Origin of the sequence: Rhodococcus sp. IEGM 1406, from assembly GCF_030056745.1 — a bacterium.
In the GTDB taxonomy this organism is placed as follows: Bacteria; Actinomycetota; Actinomycetes; order Mycobacteriales; family Mycobacteriaceae; genus Rhodococcus_F; species Rhodococcus_F erythropolis.
Genome location: NZ_JASHKO010000001.1, coordinates 1,102,076 through 1,120,283 on the forward strand (window position 1 = coordinate 1,102,076; position 18,208 = coordinate 1,120,283).

At 60.4% G+C, this 18,208-nt stretch carries 19 protein-coding genes; 7 read left to right on the plus strand and 12 right to left on the minus strand.

What is annotated here, in order from left to right; all coding sequences use genetic code 11:
• Positions 1–454 precede the first annotated feature (454 nt).
• Both QM596_RS05325 and QM596_RS05330 read right to left on the minus strand, forming a co-directional pair.
• Positions 455–1,936 carry a flavin-containing monooxygenase gene (locus QM596_RS05325; RefSeq protein WP_007731473.1) on the minus strand — a complete coding sequence of 494 codons (1,482 nt, stop codon included), beginning with the start codon at positions 1,934–1,936 and terminating at the stop codon, positions 455–457.
• A gap of 76 nt (positions 1,937–2,012) precedes the next feature.
• Positions 2,013–2,471 carry a DUF5990 family protein gene (locus QM596_RS05330; RefSeq protein WP_209920681.1) on the minus strand — a complete coding sequence of 153 codons (459 nt, stop codon included), beginning with the start codon at positions 2,469–2,471 and terminating at the stop codon, positions 2,013–2,015.
• Positions 2,472–2,509: 38 nt separating this feature from the next.
• Between QM596_RS05330 and QM596_RS05335 the strand changes: the two genes are divergently transcribed.
• A complete protein-coding gene (locus QM596_RS05335; protein ID WP_283308321.1) occupies positions 2,510–3,664 on the plus strand; it encodes an alpha/beta hydrolase in 1,155 nt (384 codons plus the stop codon).
• Positions 3,665–3,700: 36 nt separating this feature from the next.
• Here the strand turns inward: QM596_RS05335 and QM596_RS05340 are convergent, their stop codons facing one another.
• The 5 genes from QM596_RS05340 to QM596_RS05360 all read right to left on the minus strand — a co-directional run bounded on the left by QM596_RS05340 (position 3,701) and on the right by QM596_RS05360 (position 6,779).
• Positions 3,701–4,033, minus strand: coding sequence for a CD225/dispanin family protein (locus QM596_RS05340; protein ID WP_007731480.1), 333 nt, complete (start codon positions 4,031–4,033; stop codon positions 3,701–3,703).
• Between the two features lie 73 nt (positions 4,034–4,106).
• Positions 4,107–4,634, minus strand: a complete 528-nt coding sequence (locus QM596_RS05345; protein WP_030535215.1) for a hemerythrin domain-containing protein — start codon at positions 4,632–4,634, stop codon at positions 4,107–4,109.
• The gene (gene msuE / locus QM596_RS05350; protein ID WP_283308322.1) at positions 4,631–5,197 is read right to left on the minus strand and encodes an FMN reductase; all 567 of its coding nucleotides are present in this window, start codon (positions 5,195–5,197) and stop codon (positions 4,631–4,633) included. The genes QM596_RS05345 and msuE overlap by 4 nt, the downstream gene beginning before the upstream one ends.
• A gap of 8 nt (positions 5,198–5,205) precedes the next feature.
• The gene (locus QM596_RS05355) at positions 5,206–6,264 is read right to left on the minus strand and encodes an LLM class flavin-dependent oxidoreductase (RefSeq protein WP_058226200.1); all 1,059 of its coding nucleotides are present in this window, start codon (positions 6,262–6,264) and stop codon (positions 5,206–5,208) included.
• An 11-nt stretch (positions 6,265–6,275) separates the two neighbouring features.
• Positions 6,276–6,779 carry a MarR family winged helix-turn-helix transcriptional regulator gene (locus tag QM596_RS05360; RefSeq protein ID WP_007731489.1) on the minus strand — a complete coding sequence of 168 codons (504 nt, stop codon included), beginning with the start codon at positions 6,777–6,779 and terminating at the stop codon, positions 6,276–6,278.
• A 158-nt stretch (positions 6,780–6,937) separates the two neighbouring features.
• Between QM596_RS05360 and QM596_RS05365 the strand changes: the two genes are divergently transcribed.
• Positions 6,938–8,248 (plus strand): HNH endonuclease signature motif containing protein, encoded by a 1,311-nt coding sequence (locus tag QM596_RS05365; protein WP_283308324.1) that lies wholly within the window; start codon positions 6,938–6,940, stop codon positions 8,246–8,248.
• 94 nt (positions 8,249–8,342) lie between these two features.
• On the opposite strand, the gene QM596_RS05370 is transcribed toward QM596_RS05365, so the two are convergent.
• Positions 8,343–9,305 carry a sensor domain-containing diguanylate cyclase gene (locus QM596_RS05370; protein ID WP_050654801.1) on the minus strand — a complete coding sequence of 321 codons (963 nt, stop codon included), beginning with the start codon at positions 9,303–9,305 and terminating at the stop codon, positions 8,343–8,345.
• A 173-nt stretch (positions 9,306–9,478) separates the two neighbouring features.
• Here QM596_RS05370 and QM596_RS05375 point away from each other — a divergent pair, with 173 nt between their 5' ends.
• Complete coding sequence (locus tag QM596_RS05375) at positions 9,479–10,747, plus strand: vWA domain-containing protein (RefSeq protein WP_283308326.1); 1,269 nt, start codon at positions 9,479–9,481, stop codon at positions 10,745–10,747.
• 1 nt (position 10,748) lies between these two features.
• Here the strand turns inward: QM596_RS05375 and QM596_RS05380 are convergent, their stop codons facing one another.
• From QM596_RS05380 to QM596_RS05395, 4 genes are all read right to left on the minus strand, one after another.
• A complete protein-coding gene (locus tag QM596_RS05380) occupies positions 10,749–11,840 on the minus strand; it encodes an alpha/beta fold hydrolase (RefSeq protein ID WP_058226197.1) in 1,092 nt (363 codons plus the stop codon).
• A 170-nt stretch (positions 11,841–12,010) separates the two neighbouring features.
• A complete protein-coding gene (locus tag QM596_RS05385; protein ID WP_283308327.1) occupies positions 12,011–12,637 on the minus strand; it encodes a superoxide dismutase in 627 nt (208 codons plus the stop codon).
• Entirely contained in the window at positions 12,630–13,202 is a 573-nt protein-coding gene (locus QM596_RS05390) for a flavin reductase family protein (RefSeq protein WP_003940431.1), read from the minus strand. Before QM596_RS05390 ends, QM596_RS05385 begins: the two co-directional genes overlap by 8 nt.
• A 105-nt stretch (positions 13,203–13,307) precedes the next feature.
• On the minus strand, positions 13,308–14,153 hold the full coding sequence (locus QM596_RS05395; protein ID WP_161120087.1) for an LLM class F420-dependent oxidoreductase: 846 nt from the start codon (positions 14,151–14,153) through the stop codon (positions 13,308–13,310).
• A gap of 88 nt (positions 14,154–14,241) precedes the next feature.
• Between QM596_RS05395 and QM596_RS05400 the strand changes: the two genes are divergently transcribed.
• The 4 genes from QM596_RS05400 (at position 14,242) to QM596_RS05415 (ending at position 18,178) form a co-directional block, all read left to right on the plus strand.
• Positions 14,242–15,168, plus strand: a complete 927-nt coding sequence (locus tag QM596_RS05400) for a class I SAM-dependent methyltransferase (protein WP_058226195.1) — start codon at positions 14,242–14,244, stop codon at positions 15,166–15,168.
• A gap of 244 nt (positions 15,169–15,412) precedes the next feature.
• Positions 15,413–16,270 carry an ABC transporter permease gene (locus QM596_RS05405; RefSeq protein ID WP_003939782.1) on the plus strand — a complete coding sequence of 286 codons (858 nt, stop codon included), beginning with the start codon at positions 15,413–15,415 and terminating at the stop codon, positions 16,268–16,270.
• Positions 16,267–17,367 carry a taurine ABC transporter substrate-binding protein gene (locus QM596_RS05410; protein WP_007733783.1) on the plus strand — a complete coding sequence of 367 codons (1,101 nt, stop codon included), beginning with the start codon at positions 16,267–16,269 and terminating at the stop codon, positions 17,365–17,367. Before QM596_RS05405 ends, QM596_RS05410 begins: the two co-directional genes overlap by 4 nt.
• Complete coding sequence (locus QM596_RS05415) at positions 17,351–18,178, plus strand: ABC transporter ATP-binding protein (protein WP_283308329.1); 828 nt, start codon at positions 17,351–17,353, stop codon at positions 18,176–18,178. Before QM596_RS05410 ends, QM596_RS05415 begins: the two co-directional genes overlap by 17 nt.
• Positions 18,179–18,208 lie beyond the last annotated feature (30 nt).

Here is an 18,208-nt window from a genome sequence, read left to right on the forward strand (position 1 = left end):
CGATGTTTTCACTGGTGGTCACGCTGCTGGGCCAAACCTTGCGCAAGAGTGGGTAGAGAGGCACGGAGATTTGATACGACCGTGTCGATTCGTGAATCGTCCATGTATTCGACCAGCACTCTGTTGCCGACCATCACAACGGAACGGACTGGAGATCATCCGGCCGGAATGGCCAACTGAACGCTTGACCTGCAATTATGAGTCCATTTTGATCCGACTCGCGACTAAAGTCCCTACAAACCGGCTGGACGGTTGGCTGAAAATAGTTTTATGGACGAAGGAGTTGATGAAATACACGTTCTCGGATCGGAGTCCGCCGGTCGAATGGTAGAGGCGTCGGCGATCATCGTTCTCGGTGCGCTCTGTGCAGTAGTCGCAGGTTCGGGTGTGTTCTTTGTCGTCGGATCGATTGGTGGCTTCGCCCGATTGCTCTACCTGGTTGTTCGTGGTCCGCTCAACTCTTGCTCGGTACCGGTGTCGAATGTCGAGCTGGCGCCTTCGAGAACGTCATGTGGTCGTTGATGCTCCCGAACGTCGAGTGAAGACGATCAAGGATGTAGTTCTGACGCATGTTCCACGGTGACTTCGATCCCTGCTTCGGGAACTGTTCCACAGCACGCATGACGTACCCCGACGCCAGGTCCAGGATCGGCCGCTGGTCCATCTCTTCGCTCGCGTGCGGCACGCACTTCGAATAGCCGCGCTTGTCCATCTCCGTCAGCAGTCGGCAGACGTACATCGACGTGAGATCTGCTCGCAGAGTCCACGAGGCGTTGGTGTAGCCGACGCACATCGCGAAGTTCGGTACGTCGCTGATCATCATGCCCTTGTAGACGTAACGATCACCGAGGGTGACGGGTTCGCCGTCCACTTCGATCGACATCCCGCCGCACGCTTCCATCTTCAATCCTGTTGCAGTGACGATGATGTCAGCTTCGAGTTCGCGACCTGACGCGAGACGAATTCCGGTCTCGGTGAAAGTGTCGATGCGATCGGTCTCGATCGAGGCCTTGCCGGATCGGAGGGCTTTGAACAAATCGCCGTCCGGTACGACGCACAAGCGTTGATCCCAGGGATCGTAGGTGGGTGTGAAGTGAGGATCGAGTGGGATCTCTTCCGGGAGTTGGCGACTGATCGCGAGGTTCAGCAACCGCTTTGCGCGCGCAGGACTGCGCCGGCACAGTTGGTAGAAACTCAGGTTCACTACGATGCTCTTCCATCGAGCGATGCTGTGCGCGAGTTGATTCGGCAGTACTGCGCGAATGGTGTCCGATAATTTGTCGCTGGACGGCAGAGCCAGAATGTATGTCGGTGATCGCTGGAGCATCGTGACGTGGCTTGCGTCCCGTGACATCGTGGGGACCAATGTGACTGCGGTGGCGCCGCTTCCGATCACAACGACCTTCTTGTCGGAGTAATCGAGTTCTTCGGGCCAGAACTGCGGGTGCACAACCTCGCCGGCAAACGATTCACGTCCGGGGAAGTCGGGGGTGTATCCGCCCTCGTAGCTGTAGTAACCGCTGCAGAGATAGAGGAAGTTACAGGTCAATGTTTCGTCTTCGTCGCCGGTCGTGACCGTGACTGTCCACGTCGAGTCCGCTGACGACCATGATGCGGCCGTCACCTTCCGGTTGTACCGAATCTTCTTGTCGATCCCGTTCTCTCGCGCGGTGTCGCGCACGTACCGGAGGATCGAATCACCGTCGGCGATTGCTTTGGCATCTGTCCACGGCCGAAACGGGTAGCCGAGCGTGAACATGTCGGAATCCGACCGGATGCCAGGGTATTTGAAGAGGTCCCAGGTTCCGCCACTGTTCGCGCGGGCCTCGAGGATTGCGTACGACTTGCCGGGAAGCTCGGTCTGGAGTCGATACGCAGCACCGATGCCGGACAAGCCGGCGCCGACGATCAGGACATCGAGGTGTTCGGTGCTCATCAGTTCGGACTCCGTATCGATCGTGTGGGGCCACCGGGCAGGCTAAGTGTTCGATCTCCACACTACTGAACGATGCTCAGTAAGGCGAGGATGACCATGTGATCGTCGGCGGTCGGATAGCCGCACACAGTGGTTTACCTGCGGCGTCGGTGAGGCCGAGGTCTCCGTGGAGCATGCCGGAAGCGTCGGCCTCCTCGGCGATGTGCTCGGGGATCGCGTCGAGCATCAGCTTTGCGCGCCGAAACATCTCGAACGTCTGGTCCTCGGATACCGTCACCCAGGACAGGTAGATGAAGCGTCCGCGAGGTGGACCCTGGATGTATGGACCGAGTAAGTCCCAGGCACCGGACTTTCGCTCCAGACTCGCTGTCAGTTCCCATCGCACTGTCTCGGTATCTCCCGGTACGAGGTCGAGGATTTCGTGTGGCTTGCCTCGGCGCTGAACGCCGACGTGGATGTTGCTGCGCTCTTCGAAGGTTGCGGTTTCGGAACACTCACGTCCGGGCAGGCTGTGACCGGTGATGATGATCTGCATATCGACATCATGCTCTGCACAGGTCGGGAGGGGTTGGCGTGGTGAGTCGTTCGGGTAGAACCTCTGTTGCGGCCGTGGTGGCGAGCATTCTGTTGTCGGGTCTCGGGTGGGGGTCAGGTGTTGCAGTGGCGACGGCGGACGAACCGGAAGTCGCGGGCGCGCTGGAGTCCTATGGCGAACTCTCGGCCGCAGTGTTTCCGGTCGGCGCCGGTGAGACGCAGCGGGTCGTCTATCGAACTCTGCGTACCGCTGACAGATGGGGAGAGTCGTCAGGGTCCGTGTTTCTGCCGGAAGGCGCCCCACCGGCGGGCGGTTGGCCCGTCATCTCCTATGCCCACGGAACTTTGGGCAGTGCGGATCAGTGTGCACCCTCGTCGACCGGATTCGGTCCGGGCGAGATCGAACCGATCGAACGCTGGTTGGAGCAGGGGTACGCGGTGGTCGCTACCGACTACTCGGGAGTCGGTACCGACGGGGTGCTGGCCTATCTCGACGGACATGCCGCCGGGGCGAATGCCGTCGACATCGTGCGGGCCGCGCACGAGTTGTACGGCAATGTGCTGAGTCCGCGGTGGATGGTCGCGGGTTTGTCCGAAGGTGGTCATGCGGCGTACTTCGCGGGACACGATGCCACCACTCGTGCACCGGAATTGGATTTCCGTGGCTCGGTTGTCGTCGCAGGCCCCACACACATGGAAGGGCTGTTTCCGTTGGGCGGCCCGCTGTTTCCCGACATCGGTATCACCGGGCTGGTGGGATATGCGCTGTACGTCCTGGCTGGGATCGACGATCAACGACCCGAAGAGAACATTCGCGAGGTTCTCTCGCCGCAGGGGATCGAGTGGATGGAAAAGGCTCGGACACTGTGCGCCGGAGATCTCGGCCGACACATTCGAGCCGAACGAATCCAGTTGAGCTCGTTGTTTTCTCGGTCAGTATGGACGCCGCGCATGTACGACCTGTTCCGCGAGATGATGCAGGTGCCGGTCGACGGCTACGACCGTCCACTGCGCGTGGTGCAGAGCGTGTCGGACACAACGGTTCCTGTCGCCCTTGCCTGGGCGCAACTGGTCGACATGCGTTCGCGGGGAACGCAGTTCGAGTATCAAGAACTCGCCGGAATCAGCCACGGTCAAACGACGGTCGCTTCGATGGACCAGACCATGGAGTTCATCGATCGATTGATGAGGTGATGTTCGGCGGTGTTGTTGTTGTTTCAGTGTGGTTGTTCAGCGCATACGTCGCGGCCCGTAATCGTGGCCACCGTTGGCGAACCACACGATTGCCGCAATCGCGTACAGGATGCAGACCAGGAGTAGTAGGCCGCCTGCGATCCACAGCGAGATCTGACCGAGCCGTTTCACTCGATCGGACGCATACCGCGACCCGGCCACATCGCCGTCAGCCCACAGCGGATACACGTTGAAGGCGTGCGTGAAAGCGGAGAAGGAAAGCGGCCAGAAGAACAGCAGCGAGACCACTGCCCAGCCCGCATTGACGGGTGGTCGAATCGGGTGCTGAGGAACGGATTGCTGGACAGTGGGTTGATCCGGGGTGGTCATGGGGGGCTCCTGACATGAGGTGGCCCTTTCGACGCTACTGCGATGGAGCTGAAGAATCACTGAGTGTGCGCGATCAGCCGTAATGCCAGTCGCGATCCATCCGTCGGAAGTACGGAAAGAGTGTGGCCTCCTCGAAATCGAGGTGCGACTGCATATGATCCGCCAATTCGGAGATTGCGGCGTGTGCCCGATTGACCGTGGAGGATTCGGTGCTCAGCGCGAGCGACGCACGCTTGGCTTCCGACACGATCTCCCCGACAAGCTTGTGTTCTGCCTGCAGTCGTTCGACCGCAGGGGCCAACTCGGGAAAGTTCCTGGTCATTACCGGGAACATTCGTTGATCTTCGATGGTGTGGTGCAGAGTCAGCGTGTTGCAGTAGAAGTCGCAGTTGACCCGTAGTTGCCAGACGAAATCCGCGATCGTCAGATTGTCGATCATCTCGGGTATCCGAGTCAGATCGGCGGTTTCGTCCGAAAACAGTTGCAGGGCATTCTCGAGTACCTCGATATCGGCTCGCAGAGGTTCGTGAACCTGACGTAGCTGTTCGATCATCCTCAGACCGGCAACTGTTGCCGTGTTGTGCGAATGAGGGGTGTTCACGTCAGCGCAACTCGATCCCGCTCCGCGAGCATCCTCGCTACCGGCAGGACGTCCTTTGCTGCCATCTCGATACGTTCGAATACCTCGGGATTGAGGATGGTCGTTCCGTCGAAATCACCTGAGCTGAGATAGATCCCGACCGGAGCGGTCAGCGCTTGGAAGAAAGCGAACAGTGGCCGCAGGGCATGCTCCAACACGAGAGCATGGCGGTCGCTACCACCTGTAGCGGCAAGAATCACCGGAGTGTTGGCAAGCGCGTACTGGTCGACGAGATCGAAAAAATGCTTGAACATTCCCGTGTACGAACCGCGGAACACCGGTGACGCCGCGATGACGATATCGGCAGACTCGACTGCTGCCAGCGCTTCGGCGGTCACTGAGTCGACGTGATCGCGATCCAGAGCAGTTGCAAGACCTGGAATCAGATCCACGATCTCGAAAACTCGTGTGTCGATCTGCTCGAAGTCTCCCAAGGTTTCGACGATCAGGTCGACGAGGGCACGAGTCTTGGAGGGTTTTTGGAGATTGCCGACAACGGCAACAATTTTGAGCGGTGTGCTCATCGAAACTCCTATTCTTGGGACGACTTCAGTGATTCGATTTCCTTACGCACAACGGGGGCTACTTCGGTGCCGAGGATCTCGATCGCACGCAGCATGTCCTTCTGTGGCACGTTGCCGAACCCCATCTGGATCATGATGCGGTCATGATGGAACAGTTCGTACTGCGCCATCGTCTTGTCGATGATTTCCTGCGGGCCGCCGAGGAAGAACGCACCCGCGGTGGTTGCCTGCGCTTCATATGCCCTGCGGGGCATGGGAACTCCGTTTCCGCGCTGATGATGATTCTGCATCCACCCGGCCTGGAAGTACGGGTACGACGTGTCGAGTGCTGTTTGCTTCGAGGTATCGACAAATCCTGGCGAAGCAATCGAGACAGCCAGTTTCTTCGGATCGTGTCCGAACTCCGCTGCAGCCCTGCGGTATAGATCGACGAACGGTTCGAACTGTTGGTAACTTCCACCGATGATGGCCAGTGAGAGGGGCAGGCCCAGTTTCGCGGCACGGACGACAGAGGCCGGAGTACCTCCGACTGCGATCCACACCGGAATCTGACGGTCCGGGCGGGGCGTCACGTCACCGTCGATCAGTGGTGGGCGAAGTTGTCCTTCCCAGTTGATCGGGTTCTCGTCGCGCAGTTTCAGTAGTAGATCGAGCTTTTCGGCGAAGAGTTCGTTGTACTGGGACAGGTCGTACCCGAAAAGCGGAAATGACTCCGTGTACGAACCTCGGCCGGCAATGATCTCGGCACGGCCTTCGGAAAGCAGGTCAACTGTCGCGAACTGTTGGAACACACGTACGGGATCATCGGAACTGAGTACGGTTACGGCGCTGGACAGCTTGATGTTGTCGGTAGCCTGAGTCATTGCCGCGAGCACAACTGCAGGGGCTGAGACTGCGAAGTCGGTGCGATGGTGCTCGCCGACGCCGAAGACATCGAGTCCAACCTGATCGGCAACGGTTGCCTGCTCCACCAAATGACGAAGGTGGACACCGGGATTCATCATCGCGCCGGTAGTGGGATCTGGGGTGAGTTCACCGAAATGGTAGACGCCCAATTCGAAAGCCATGTTGTTTCTCGCTATCTGTTCGTGGGGGTGATGGAGAGTTGTTCTACGTGCGCATCGCATGCGCCGCCTTGATTCGTGTGATGTGTGGCAAGTCGGGAGAAGAAGCGTTCGAGTACCGGAAGCTCCTCGGTTTCAATGAGATCGGAGAAGTATTCGGCGATCCCTCGCGTGTGTATGGCGGACGCTTTTCGAAGCGTCTTCTTGCCCGCAGGCGTCATCGATACCGTCACGACGCGTCGATCGTTGTCCGGTCTAACACGCTCCACTAATCCGGCCTCGACCAATCGATCGACGACGCGCGTCACGCCACTGGTGGTGACCAGGACCAGTTCGGCCAGATCGCCCATTCGGATCGTGTTTCCCGGAGCTTCGTGCAGTCGGAGCAGAACGTCGTACTGGCCAAGGGTGAGTCCGGTGGTGGTTCGAAGGTCCGCCTCCATCTTGCCGAGGATGACGCTGTGGGAGACGACGAGGTCGCGCCACACACGACCACGTACGTGTTCATCAGTTGTCATCGGTGACGCCCTCCATTTATTTGCGACCGCAAGTATTGCTTACTCAAATAATACGCGTGCGACGGTCGAACTATTCCCTGCTCTCATTTGCGCTGGTAGCAAGGGGTTGACTCGAACGCGTGTTCGAGTATTGTTTGGGGAGGGGATCGGGGGATTCAATGAGTGTCTTGTTGTCGGATGTGGTGTCTGGTTCTGCGGTGGGGTTGCGCGGACGCCTGTGGCGGTTGACTGCTGCTGAGTTGCGTGAGGCTGCTGTCGAGGCGAGTGTGGAGATTCTGCGCCTGGAAGCCGTTCGAGTGGCGGTGGTCGACGAACTCTCGTTGCGCCCGGATGATCAGGTGATTGCCAGTCGCGGGGTGGGGTCCTGGTTGGCGGGCAACACGATGTTGCAGGTTCGGGACGGGAAGAAGATCGCCGCGTTGGGTGCGGCTTTGCGGCCGTTTCCGGCGGTGGGAGCTCGGTTCGATTGCGGGGATTGCTCGTTCGAGCATGCCGTGTTGATCGTGGCGTTCTGCGAGTCGCCACCTAAAGGCATGCCGGAGGAGGCGCTACCGAAGTGCATCGATTTGTTGCTCGCTGCCGCGTCGGGGGTGGAGGCGACAACGACGAAGGTGCGGAACGTGATCGCGACCTTGGAGCGGTTGTTCGAATCGGATGAGATTCCGCCCGCCGAAGACGTCGACCGGAACGAGTTGCGGATCGCGTCGACGTTGAACGGTCGAGTGGTGGTGCGCGGCGAGTTCGATGCCCTCACCGGGGAAATGCTGCTATCGGCCCTGTCGAATCTGACGATGCCCACCCCGGCACCCGATGGAACCCCCGATGCCCGGTCGGCAGCGAAGCGGACCGCAGACGGGTTCACCGAACTGATCCGCCGCTACCTCGATTGCGCCAAGACCGGCAAAGACGGTGGGCAGCGGCCGCACGTGAACGTGCACATCAACGCTCGGGATCTGGTCGAGCATCGGGATTGTTCCGCACAGTCTTCGGATTCGGGTGATGACGGCTCACTGGACCTGGCCGATCTTGATGTCGGGCACATGCCGTGGCTGGGGCCACTGTCCGTCTCGCAGACCAGACTCCTCGGCTGCGACTGCTTCCTCTCCACCGTCCTGCTCGATGGCCACGGCGCACCCTTGGATGCGAAACCCGGAAAACGATTGGTCACCCCCGAACAACGGGTCGCGTTGATCGCCCGAGACAAGGGCTGCGCGTTCCCGGGCTGCACATGTGTGCCTGCCTGGACGGATGCGCACCATATCCGGCACTGGGCCAACGGTGGCCCGACGGTGATGAACAACCTGGTCCTGCTGTGCCGTTCACATCACCGGCTGATGCACCGGAAATCCGGGTTCGTCGGGAAATGGGAAATCCGAATCGGCGCCGACAACAAACCCTGGTTCGTCCCGCCGCCCTCGATCGACCCCGGGCAGCACCCACGGCCGGCGAACACCACCTTCAAAACCTGAGAGGTCAAACCTCTTTGGCGACAACAGAACACGGCCCGGGCACCGCATCGAAGGAGACCTCGATGCGGTGCCAACAGGCCGTGGGGGAGGCTAATCAGCGCTTCGAGCGCTTGTGGCGGTACATCTCGGCGTCGGCCGTATCCCAAGTCTCGGAAAGGCTTTGGGTCATGGAAAAGTCGGCTCGACCGATCGAACAACAGACGTCGGCATTCCGGAACGCCTTCTCCAAACACTCGAGCAGGTAGTCGACGGCGCGCGGCTGTGTATCGGGCAGAGCGATTCCGAACTCGTCTCCGCCCAACCGTGAAACCACCGCACCAGGGTGCGCGCACGCTGCCAAGATCTTGCCAGCCTTTTGAACGTATTCGTCGCCCGCGGCGTGGCCGAGTTCGTCGTTGATGGTCTTCATGCCGTCCAGATCGACGATGATGATAGCTCCCGGATCGGCGAATTGGCGGTACCGAGTTTGCTCGGCCTCGAGGATGCGATTCCACCCGCGCCGATTGAGAAGACCTGTCAACGGGTCGGTCTCGGCATCGAGTTGCGCAGTTTCGGCCAGTCGGACTGACTGCGCGCGCTGATAGTCGACATCGAGAATGGTTCCGAGAAGTCGGCACAGGAGATTGAGGAGGGCCAGGTTGTCCTCGAGTGCGGAGTCGCCCGCACTCGGGTCGGCGCCACACAGAGTGCCGAAGAGGCTGCCGTCGTTGTGGAGGATTGGGATGCTGACGTATGCGCCAATGCCTTCCCACCTGCCATCACGGGACAGTGCGCGCACGAGCGCGCGATTCGATGAGACTGGCGGCGCATTTCCGAGTACCACCTCGCTGCACATGGTGTTTGGCCAAGCCCGGGTCTCGCCGACTTCGATGTGAAGTGGGTTGGGTGAGACGGTGAGAAAGATTTGATTGGACCCGTCGAACCGCGTGATCGACCACAGTGCCAGCGGAAGATATTCGTCGAGGTAGGACACGACCGAGCGACTTGCGTCGTCGAAATTCGTCAGAGGTGGCAAGAGTGGCAACATCGGGATGGTGCGCGTCTGGCCGTGCGGCATTTTGACCTCCTGATCGACCCTAGGATTCTGTCGATGTTCAGGCTCTTGGTCCCGCGTGCGACAAATCTTCCACAAACAGTCTGCCTCGAGAATCCTCGCGATTGCTGAAAGTGTGCTGGGATTCTTCCGACCGCGGGGCCGTTGATTCTTTGGTGGCCAGCTAATCTTCCGGTATGGAGCTGGCGCGTGGAGCGAACACAGTCGTTGAGGGAACTTCGCTGAAGGTGGCGGTGAACGGTAGCGCCCCGGGCACGGTAGACCTGATGGTGTTCCAGCTCGACGAACGGAACAAAGTACGGGACGACGCAGATTTTGTCTTCTTCAATCAGCCGGTCTCACCCGAAGGCGCGGTGCGCTTGGAGCCCGGCGGCGTCATCGAAATCGACATTGCGAGGTTGCCCGCTGACATCCATCAGCTGAGTGTTGCCGTGGCACTTGATGCGGCGGCAAACGGAACCCTGTCTGCTGTCGGGGGCCTTGGTGTCGTGGTGGAGCAGGTTGGTTCCACCGCCATCGTGGCTCAGGCTTTGGGGTTGACGAGTGAGAGAGCAGCGGTTCTCGTCGAGATCTATCGCCGCGGCACGGGCTGGAAGCTGCGAAACGTGTCAGCTGGCTGGGACAGCGGATTGGCGGACCTGGTAACAGCATTCGGAGTGTCGGTCGACGAGGAACCGCCGGCTCGACCCGCCGGCTCTGCTGAAACGACAGACGGCATTCGGACCGTGCCCGACGAAGCCAAACTCTCCATGGTGAAGCGGGAGAAGCTGGACCTCCGAAAGCGCGAAGTGGCCAAGGTCCTGCTGACGAAGGGTGGCAACGGAATTCGGGCACGGGTGGTCCTGGTGATCGACAAAACCGGAAGTATGGCCAAGCAGTACCGCACCAGAGTGGTGCATCGTGTTGTCGAACGCATGATTCCCGTTGCGATCCAACTCGATGACGACGGCAAGCTGGAGCCGTACTTGTATGCAGTCAGCTTCGTCAAACTCCCCGAGATCTCTGTCCATGGCGCGGAAGAGTGGTCGGATACCTACCTGCACTTGCGCGGCTCGCACGGCGGATTCAACTACGACAAGATCGGCGCCGCAAATCGTGAAGTGCCGATCATGACTGAGATTCTTTCCGGCCTGACACGTGGTTCGGCGCCGACGCTCGTCCTGTTCTTCACCGACGGTGGCTTCAGCGAGCGCAAGGAAATCACGAAATTGATGCGCGAAGCGTCTGGGCTCCCGGCCTTTTGGCAGTTCGTCGGAATCGGCAAGGCCAACTACGGAGTGCTGGAGAAGCTCGACGACCTCGACGGCAGGGTGGTCGACAATGCCGGATTCTTCGCGCTGGACGACATCGACACCGTCGACGACGCCCAGTTGTACACCCGTTTGCTGAGTGAATTCCCGGATTGGCACAAGGCAGCTGTAGCCGCGGGCATCACGACGCCGTGATTTAGCTGGTCGAAACCAGCTGCGGTGCATTCTCTTTCAAGAATTCGTCGATGTGCGCCCAGGTGGAGTCTCTCGCGGTGGGGCCGGCAACGAGCCCGAGGTGACTTCCCGGCGCCTTCTCGAACCGGACCGACGGCGCGCCGGTGAGGACCGACGTGATCGCTTCCACCGAAGCGATGGGTGCAATCACGTCAGTGGTGCCGCCGACCGCGAGAACGGGAACGCTCAGAGCTGACAGTTTGATCTCGCGTCCGGCAAGCGTGACGGTGTCGTTGAAGAGATTGTTGCCCAGCATGAGTTGTTCGCAGATCTGCTGAAAAGCCTTGCCAGGGTATCCAGGCATGGCTGCCATGAACTTGTCTATCGATTCCATGCGAGCCAGTGTCTCGGTGTTGTGGAGGTTGCGCATGATGAACCATGGCTTGAGAACTTCGCGCTGCAACGCCGTCACCTTGTAACTCGCCTGAACGAGTGGAGCAGGTAGTCCGCCGACAAGATTGGTCGCGGACGTGAGTGGGGTGTCGCCCGTGTATTTGCCGATCAGCCTCAAGGGGCTGATAGCGGGAATCTTCGTGTAATCGATTGGCGTTCCGATTGCCGTGATCGATGCGATCGGCAGGTCGGAGTGAGCGGAGCCCGTGAGCAGAGACATGGTCCCGCCGAGGCTCCACCCGATCAGCGAAACCGGTGCGCCGTCGTGTAGATCCGAGATCGTACGGATCGCTTCGGGGATGATGTCGTCGACCCAGGCCTCGAAACCCATCCCGCGGTCGGAGTACCGCATGGTCCCGTAGTCGAGGAGGTAGGGCGTGTTCGCCCCATCCAGTAGGTGTGCGGCGAGGCTTTGGCCCGCACGAAGGTCGTAGCAGTCGGCTGAAACCGCGAGGGGCGGTACGAGGAGAACCGGATTACCTCTTGGCCTCCACAATGCGCCGAAGCGATACAGATCGCGGTGTGGACCTTCGCTGATCAGTACGGACGGGGTGCGTTCGGTCTTCTCGACACCGTCGCCGAACGAGAGTCCCCATGCATTGCGTGCTGCGGTGTCCAGCGTCGGACGCCATGTCGCGATCAAACCACTGATATCGAGCACTGGTTCCCCTCGGAGTCGAATCGGCGGACGGCCGAGTCAGCCGCGCTCGGTGTATGTTACCTGCCTTCACATACATCGACTTCGTGGGTGCAGAAACCCAGCTCGGCAACGGAGCCACCGTGCCGAGCTGGGGTGATCGGGGTGAAGCGGCAGTGATCAGGTGGGGACGATCAGGCGGGGACGATCAAGCCCGTCGCCGCCGTGGCCGTTGCGTAACGCTGTGCAACGTCTTCCCAGTTGATGACGTTCCAGTAGGCCTTCACGCAGTCGGCCTTGACGTTCTTGTACTGCAGGTAGAAAGCGTGCTCCCACATGTCGAGCATGAGCAACGGAACGATACCGATGCTGATGTTGCCTTGCTGGTCGGTGAGCTGCTCGATGACCAGGCGCTGCCCGACCGTGTCGTAGGCCAGTACCGCCCAGCCGGACCCCTGCAAAGTGGTTGCTACAGCGGAGAAGTGGTTGACGAATGCGTCGAAGGTGCCGAAGTGCTCGTCGATTGCGGCTGCCAACTCGCCCTCTGGCCGCTCACCGCCGTTGGGGGAGAGGTTCTTCCAGAAGATGGAGTGATTGGTGTGGCCGCCGAGGTGGAAGGCGAGGTTCTTGCTGAGCAGCGGCGCCTTCGCGGTGATCGTGCCGTCTTCGCGCGCAGCAGCCAACTGCTCGATTGCGCTGTTGGCGCCCGCCACGTACGTGGCGTGGTGCTTGCTGTGGTGCAGTTCCATGATCTCGCCGGAGATGTGCGGTTCGAGAGCGGCGTAGTCGTAATCCAGTTCGGGGAGAACGTATTCAGTCATGTGACATGCCTTCCTTTGAGGAAATGTTGTGAGTCGAGAGATTTCGATAGGTTCGATTGTGATAGACGAGCGGCGCTGACACGTGCTGCGGATCGATGACGTCGACGACGCGTGCAGTGACGATCACTGCGGCGCCACATGTAGTGGCATTCAAGGGAACCGCACGCAGGGCGTGGCCTGTCCCATGTAGGAACGGTTCACCCGTCGAGAGAAACGACCAGGGCATATCGTCTCCGAAGCGCACAGCGCCGCGGGTTGCGAACGTGGAAGCCAGTCGTTCGTTCGCCGAATTTGCCAGGTGAACAACAAAACTGCGGGCGGAAGCGATGACGCTCGCAGAGCCTCGCAACGACTGCAGTGAAAACGCCAGAACTGCAGGATCGGCGCTGATCGAGATCACCGACGACGACGTGATGCCGGCCGGGCCGTCATCGCCCGTTGCGGTGATGATCGAGACGCCGGCGGGATGGTTCCGGAACGCCTCGACGAAGGAGTTTCGGATGGACGGCTCCGCATCAACAGAGTCGTCCGAAACAGATTGGGTGCCAACCAGTTTTGTGGTCACTCCTCGCCCCTCTTCTGTCTCGGGTTTTGCTGCCGTTGCACTGTCTTGTGCAATACCGACGTTAAAACCTCGAGTGCAGTTGAGGTCAAGATGCTGTGGCGGACCTCACCGTCCGAGCTTGGCTGCCAGACGTTCCATGTATCCGACAACCTCGTCGGGGCTCTTGTCCGGAGTGCCGAACATTGCTTCGGTGACACCGATGTCTTCCCAGTGGGCGAGCTTCTCCGGATCGGGTTTGCCTGCCAGGACGGTTATTTCAGGCTCGCCGACTCTACCTGCTTCGGCCCAGATCTTTCGGAGCAGTTCCACGTTTCCGTCGATCTCCTGCTCGATGGGTGTGGTGATCCACCCGTCGGCAGACTTTGCGATCCACTTGAAAGTCTTCTCGTTGCCGCCGCCGCCCAAGAGGATGGGAGGACGGGGCTTCTGAACGGGCTTGGGCCAGGCCCAACTAGGCCCGTACTTCACGAATTGGCCGTCGTACGAAGCTTCTTCCTTCGACCACAGTTCACCCATGGCTTCGAGATACTCCCGGAGTGCGGTCCGGCGTTTGTTGGGCGGTACGCCGTGGTCGGCGAGTTCCTCTGCATTCCAGCCGAATCCGACTCCGAAAACCACGCGTCCGTCGGAAAGATGGTCCAGTGATGCGATGGTTTTCGCGAGAGTGATCGGATCGTGCTCGAGGGGGAGTGCCACCGAGGTGCCCAATCGGATGGTGCTCGTGACCGACGCGGCGGTGCCGAGGGCAACCCAGGGGTCGAGTGTGCGCATGTAACGGTCGTCGGGCAATTCTGCCGACTGGGTTCCGGGGTGATCGGAATCCCTCGATACGGGGATGTGAGTGTGCTCCGGAACGTAGAAGGCGTCGAATCCATTCGCCTCCGCAGCCTTTGCTGCATCGGCAGGGCGGATGCCGCGATCACTGGTGAACAGGCTGAGTCCGTAGCGCACTGGTTCTCCTTCGATGGTCCGTCGAAAAACTGTAACCTGTTGCATCTTCGTTCGGATAGGTTTCCAGCCCAGTAAATCGATTGCCGACGTGACCGGGGACGTGGTGAACTCGGGCGGACTTGTTGTGGGTCGAGAAGTGGATGCAGTAGAGGTGGATGCAGTAGTGATGGATGCAGCGGAGATGAATCGGTTGTCGTGGAATGCGGCGACCGTCGCTCACAACAGTCACAAAGGAGACCAGGCACAGTTCTTTCGCAACGGCGGGTCGACCTTGTATCCGGAAGAACTGGCGCTGCTCGGCGAGATCGACGGCTCCTCGATTCTTCATCTGCAGTGCAATTCCGGTCAGGATTCGTTGAGTTTGGCCGCTCTCGGTGCCGCGGTGACCGGCGTCGACATCGCGGATTCCGCGATCGACTTCGCCCGAACCTTGTCCGCGGAATCCGATATTGCCGCCGATTTCGAGCGTGCCGATGTATCTGCGTGGCTCCGCGCTGCTGCCGCTGGCCAGAGAAAGTTCGACCGAGTCTTTTCTTCGTACGGAACGGTGATCTGGTTACCCGATCTCGACGAGTGGGCCGAGGGGATTGCCGGTGTTCTGGCGCCGAACGGTCGATTCGTTCTGGTGGAGTTTCATCCGTTTGCCATGTGTTTCGACGAGAAGTGGTCGCTGACATACCCGTACGGAGGCGGGACTCCCGTGACCGAACCCCGTGGCGTGGGCGACTACGTGGCAGATTCGGCCGATCTCGTCTTGCCAGGCGCTGAGGGAAACGGAGTCGAGAACTTCGAAAATCCTTTCCCCTCATGTGAATTCAACTGGTCCATTTCCGAGGTGCTAGGAGCTTTGCGGCGCGCCGGATTGACGCTCGAGTCTTTCGACGAGTACCCGTACGCCAACGGTTGGCAAGGATTCGAGGAGATGGCTGAACTCGGCGGCAAGCGTTGGGGAGTCCCGGCCGGACGACCCGAGATCCCGCTCATGTATTCGCTGTCGGTTCGCTTGGCCGATTGACGCCTATTTCCCCCGCATTTGCGGGTAATTGCAGACACAGGTAGTAATTACCCCCATGCCCTCGACGCCACTGACACGACGCATCGCCGTCGACCTGTGCCGTCTTGGTGCCAACTGCTGTTGCTGTTGATTCCTTCCGACTCTCCTGAGTGAGAATGGCGCCGCTCTGTGCGCCTTCGCCCCTGCATATGCGCCCGTTGCTGCATGTGTGCCGGAATTTTCCGTACGTCGAGGAAGAACAGCGATGTCGACTCCTGTCGAAGCAATAGAACCAACATCAGTCACGGAACCGAACCGTGAGCCGCGTCGGCCGTGGACTTCGAGTGCGACCACTGTCGGACTGCCGGTGCTTTCCGTGATCGCATTCTTGGCCCTGTGGCAGGTCGCTGCCGCGAGCGGCACCTGGAGTGAGACCTTCGTGCCGTTCCCGAGCACGGTCTGGCATGCCTTCGTCAACACGATGACCACGCACGACGGAGTGCGCGGCTACCAGGGCTACCTGCTCTGGGAGCACCTCTACATGACGCTGCGACGGGTGCTGGTCGGTGTGATCATCGGCGTCGGATTGGGCGTGATCCTCGGTTTGGCCATGGGATCGGTGACATGGCTGCGGAGCCTGCTCGAACCTTGGTTGACGTTCCTGCGCGCACTGCCGCCCCTGGCGTATTTCTTCCTGCTGGTGATCTGGCTGGGAATCGACGAGGCGCCGAAGATTACATTGCTGGCGCTCGCTGCTCTTCCGCCGGCAGCGGTGGCCACCACAGCTGCTGTGGTCGCGGCGCCGGTCGGACTGGTCGAAGCGGCCAGGGCCCTGGGAGCCTCACGGGCGCAAGTGATCCGGGACGTCGTCGTCCCGTCGGCCTTACCGGAAACTTTCACGGGCATTCGGCTGTCGGTAGGTATGGCGTACTCGTCGGTGGTCGCGGCCGAACTGTTCAACGGCATCCCCGGAATCGGCGGAATGGTCAAGGATGCAAGCAATTACAACAACACACCGGTCGTGCTGGTGGGGATCTTTGCCATCGGATTCTCCGGCCTGATCATCGACGGACTGCTGCGGGCTGCAGAGCGCCGCGCCGTTCCCTGGAGGGGAAAAGTATGACTGACAATCAGAAACACGCCAGCAGCAATCTGAAGCGCAGCAGTAATTCGACGCCCAATGAAGGAAGGGCTGCCCGGACGGCGTTCACGGTGCTGATCGGCGTCCTTGCCCTTGTTCTCGGTGCGTGCTCGGTGGATCATTCGGGCCAGGATTCGTCCAAGGAAACAATCCGTATCGCTTACCAGTCGTTCCCGAGCGGCGACTTGATAGTCAAGAACAATCGCTGGCTCGAAGACGCACTGCCCGAGTACAACGTGAAGTGGACGAAGTTCGATTCGGGAGCCGACATCAACACCGCCTTCATCGCCGGTGAAATCGATTTCGGCGCAATCGGTTCGAGTCCGGTTGCTCGTGGACTCTCGGCACCGCTGAACATTCCGTATCAGGTCGCGTTTGTTCTGGACGTGGCCGGCGACAACGAAGCCCTGGTGGCGCGCAACGCAACCGGAATCAAGACCGTCGCAGATCTGCGCGGCAAGAAAGTGGCCACGGCATTCGCCTCGACCGCGCACTACAGTCTGCTGGCAGCGCTGAACCAGGCCGGACTCAGTGCCGACGACGTCCAATTGGTGGATCTCCAGCCGCAAGCATCCCTCGCAGCCTGGCAGCGCGGTGACATCGATGCCGTCTACACCTGGCTGCCCACGCTAGACGAACTCCGTAAGGACGGAACACAGTTGATCGCCAGCCGTGAGCTCGCGACAGCAGGAAAGCCGACACTCGATCTTGGTGTGGTGTCGACTGCGTTTGCCAAGAATCACCCCGAGATCGTCGACACCTGGCGCCAGGTTCAGGCCCGCGCGCTCACGACGATCGCCACTGATCCGAACGCGGCAGCGGAAGCTGTTGCCGCACAATTAGGCGCCTCGAAGGAAGACGCGGCAGCGCAGTTGAAACAGGGTGTGTTCCTCACTCCGGAGCAGATCTCTTCGCCGGAATGGTTGGGCACCGAGGGCGCTCCCGGGAATCTGGCAGTGAACCTGCAGAGTGCAGCGCAATTCCTGGCCGAGCAGAAGCAGATCGACAGTGTGCCTGATCTGGCGGTCTTTCAGAATGCTCTCTATGTGAAGGGGCTTCCCGATGTCCTTGACCAGTAGCGTGACCGCACAGCAGGCCTCGGGTGGATTCGCCCCCGACCGCCCGGGCGCGATCCGAATCGACACCGTCTCACACAGGTACGGCCACGGTCGAGAGTCCGTCACGGCACTCGGGCCGGTATCGATCGACGTCGCCCCTGGTGAGTTTCTGGTCCTCGTCGGAGCGTCGGGTTGCGGCAAGAGCACGTTGCTGCGGCTGATTGCGGGTTTCGAAAATCCTTCCAGTGGAACAGTTCAGGTATCAGGATCCGACCCGATTCCCGGGTCGAGTGCCGGCGTGGTGTTTCAGCAACCACGACTGTTTCCGTGGAAATCGGTGGGCGGCAACATCGATCTGGCACTCAAATATGCCGGGGTGACGAAGAGCGAACGCGGGCGAAGGCGCGACGAGCTTCTCGACCGCGTCGGTCTGGGCGGCACAGCGGACCGGCGTATCTGGGAAATATCCGGCGGGCAGCAGCAGCGGGTGGCAATTGCCCGGGCCTTGGCGGCCGAAACGTCGTTGCTGTTGCTGGACGAGCCCTTTGCCGCATTGGACGCCCTCACTCGCGAGCGTCTGCAGGAGGACCTCCGCAGTGTCAGTGCCGAATCGGGGCGAACAAGTGTCTTCGTCACTCACAGTGCCGACGAGGCGGCCTTTCTCGGCTCCCGCGTCGTAGTTCTGACAAGCCGGCCCGGCAAGGTCGCGCTGGACCTGAAAATCGATCTGCCACGAACCGGCGTCGATCCCGACGATCTCCGAGGCTCACCCGAATACGCGGCATTCCGAGCCGAAGTCGGCCATGCGGTCAAGGTTGCTGCTGCAGCGTAGGTACCCTGCGCGTCGGCTACCAGGTGGCCG

Bases quoted from the DNA above. Each gene is read 5' to 3' on its own strand.
- QM596_RS05325 (WP_007731473.1), bottom strand. From the start codon at position 1,936: ATGAGCACCGAACACCTCGATGTCCTGATCGTCGGCGCCGGCTTGTCC.
- QM596_RS05330 (WP_209920681.1), bottom strand. From the start codon at position 2,471: ATGCAGATCATCATCACCGGTCACAGCCTGCCCGGACGTGAGTGTTCC.
- QM596_RS05340 (WP_007731480.1), bottom strand. From the start codon at position 4,033: ATGACCACCCCGGATCAACCCACTGTCCAGCAATCCGTTCCTCAGCAC.
- msuE (WP_283308322.1), bottom strand. From the start codon at position 5,197: ATGAGCACACCGCTCAAAATTGTTGCCGTTGTCGGCAATCTCCAAAAA.
- QM596_RS05355 (WP_058226200.1), bottom strand. From the start codon at position 6,264: ATGGCTTTCGAATTGGGCGTCTACCATTTCGGTGAACTCACCCCAGAT.
- QM596_RS05360 (WP_007731489.1), bottom strand. From the start codon at position 6,779: ATGACAACTGATGAACACGTACGTGGTCGTGTGTGGCGCGACCTCGTC.
- QM596_RS05365 (WP_283308324.1), top strand. From the start codon at position 6,938: ATGAGTGTCTTGTTGTCGGATGTGGTGTCTGGTTCTGCGGTGGGGTTG.
- QM596_RS05370 (WP_050654801.1), bottom strand. From the start codon at position 9,305: ATGCCGCACGGCCAGACGCGCACCATCCCGATGTTGCCACTCTTGCCA.
- QM596_RS05375 (WP_283308326.1), top strand. From the start codon at position 9,479: ATGGAGCTGGCGCGTGGAGCGAACACAGTCGTTGAGGGAACTTCGCTG.
- QM596_RS05385 (WP_283308327.1), bottom strand. From the start codon at position 12,637: ATGACTGAATACGTTCTCCCCGAACTGGATTACGACTACGCCGCTCTC.
- QM596_RS05405 (WP_003939782.1), top strand. From the start codon at position 15,413: ATGTCGACTCCTGTCGAAGCAATAGAACCAACATCAGTCACGGAACCG.
- QM596_RS05410 (WP_007733783.1), top strand. From the start codon at position 16,267: ATGACTGACAATCAGAAACACGCCAGCAGCAATCTGAAGCGCAGCAGT.
- QM596_RS05415 (WP_283308329.1), top strand. From the start codon at position 17,351: ATGTCCTTGACCAGTAGCGTGACCGCACAGCAGGCCTCGGGTGGATTC.